This window comes from Streptomyces katrae (genome assembly GCF_000966975.1).
Lineage (GTDB): Bacteria > Actinomycetota > Actinomycetes > Streptomycetales > Streptomycetaceae > Streptomyces > Streptomyces katrae.
Map to the genome: position 1 here is coordinate 1 of NZ_JZWV01000983.1, position 2,072 is coordinate 2,072.

At 69.2% G+C, this 2,072-nt stretch carries 2 protein-coding genes; both read left to right on the forward strand.

Features of this window, described 5'->3' with window-relative positions:
* The first annotated feature begins 75 nt into the window (after positions 1–75).
* On the forward strand, positions 76–1,473 hold the full coding sequence (locus VR44_RS30850) for a DUF4241 domain-containing protein (RefSeq protein ID WP_045950919.1): 1,398 nt from the start codon (positions 76–78) through the stop codon (positions 1,471–1,473).
* Between the two features lie 357 nt (positions 1,474–1,830).
* Positions 1,831–2,072 (forward strand): helix-turn-helix domain-containing protein (locus VR44_RS46560; RefSeq protein WP_045950920.1); only part of this gene is annotated, 242 nt, incomplete at its 3' end.

Genomic DNA, 2,072 nt, shown 5'->3' on the forward strand with positions numbered 1-2,072 from the left:
CTTTCTTGTCACTGGCGGTCGCTAGTGTCACGCCGAGACCGATCGGAAACCGGATGGGGTGTGGCAGGAGTGGGCATGGCAGCTGAGGCTGTTGAGACCGTTGACGTCGTGGAGGTGCTGTACTGCGAGGGCTGGGATCCGGCAGCGCGGGCGGCCTCCGCTCCGATGACGGAGGGCGAGGCCCGCCGCCGGGACGAGATGGGCGAACCGTACGCGGTTCTCCTGTCCCACCAGGGGCGGCCGAAGGCCCTCTTCCATGTGGACTGGAGGCACGCGTACCTCGGCCTGTTCTTCTTCGACGCCCACGGACGGCGGACCGTGGAATACGTGTACCGGCAACTGGAGCCGGGCCGACTGCACATGAGCCGCTTCCGGCAGTGGGGCCACACGTCCGACAGTGAGCCCGAGTTTCCCGAGCGTGGGGTGCGGTTCGAACTGACGGTACGCCCGGACGGAAGGGGCCGCCGGATCCTGAACGCCGGTGGTGCGTTGCATGTGGGTGCGGATGTCCCGGCCGAGCACCGCACGGTGGCCAAGGCCGAGTTCGGTGCGTGGACGACGTACGTCGACGCGCGGATACTGGGGCCCTCCGGTGGCTCGGTCGCCTTGGTGTCGGTGCAGCCGAGCGAGGAGGGCCGGGCGTCCGGGGCCGGGGCGTCCTGGTCGGCTCCGCGGCCCTTGGAGCCGGGTCCCCTGGAGGAGCTCTTCGTCTCCGGTACGCGTCTGACATGTGGCGAGGACCGCATCGCAGTGATCGGGGAGCCTGCGCCGGCCGGCCTGCTCCACCTTCCCACAGGCTCGGTCCTCGCAGGGGACCCCGGCACTGTCAACAGCAGCGACCTCGCCTTCACCATCACGGTGCCGCCCGGTGACTACCCCGTCCTCGTTTCCACGATGCGCTGGGAGCATGAGGAGTGGGATGGCGAGACCCCGGCCGCGATGCTGCGGATCCTCGACGAGCCGACCGTCAGCTGGGAGCTCGCACTGCGGCCGGAGCAGGACGCCCGTCTTCTGGGCCCTGGGGAGTTCTACGGGTTCGGCGTCGATACGGGCACGGCTTGCTTCATGGACGCCTCCGGCCGTAACACACTTCCGCAGCTCTACGAGCAGGAGCCGGGGTTCGAGGCGGACTCCCATTCCGGTATGCGGTCCGATCCGGCGAGCGGCACCAACCTGATCGCGTTCATGAGCGGCTTCGGGGACGGAAGCTACCCGGTGTGGATCGGCCGCGACGCCGCCGGAGCCGTCACCTGCTTCATCGCTGACATGCTCGTCCTACACGGCGCCGAGCCCCAGCCGCCGACGGTCTCGTCGACCGCCGCCCACGTGCTGACCTTCCCCGCCCTGATCGACGACAGGCGAGAGGCCCCGTTCACTGATCCCGCTGCCACCAGTGAGTTCATCGCGGAACTGATCGCCGACATCGTCAGCTTCCGGCGTGAACGGGACGCTGTCAGAGCTGCCCGAGGCTAAAAGCGACGGCGTACCGTTGAGACCGCTCCAGCTGTCCCCGCCTCCAGCTGGAGCCGGGTGAGGGCCGACTTGGCCGTTCATGGGCAGCGCCGACACCGCCGTCGACCATGGTGGCGTTTACCGCCACCCCGCACGCTTTCGCAGCCTCCGCCTGGACATGAGTGCCGACAACGCGCCTCACTTCGAATGCGATCCTCACGAAGCCGCGCGTTGAACCTCGCCTGGCACAGACGACGCCCTCGGGACTCGACCCCGGGAGACCGACGATCTGGACCAGCGCCAGGGGCCGTCAGACCCACGTCCCTGGCGGCGCTGATCAGGCCGCCGGAGCCGAGCGATCCGCAGGACGGGCAGCTCATGGCCCGCGTCCGCCATTGGCATACGGGCATCCACCAGCTGCGCGCACGCGGCTGGACGATCAGCGCGATCGCCGACCGCCTGGGTCGCGACCGAAAGACGGTGCGCCACGACCTGACCACCGACCTCGACCAGATCCTCGCCTCGGCCCGGGAGCGCCGCCCCAACGGCCACATCAACCGCTTCAAGCCCTACCTGCAACAACGCTTCCGCGGCGGCGCCACCAACGCCGCGGCCCTCTT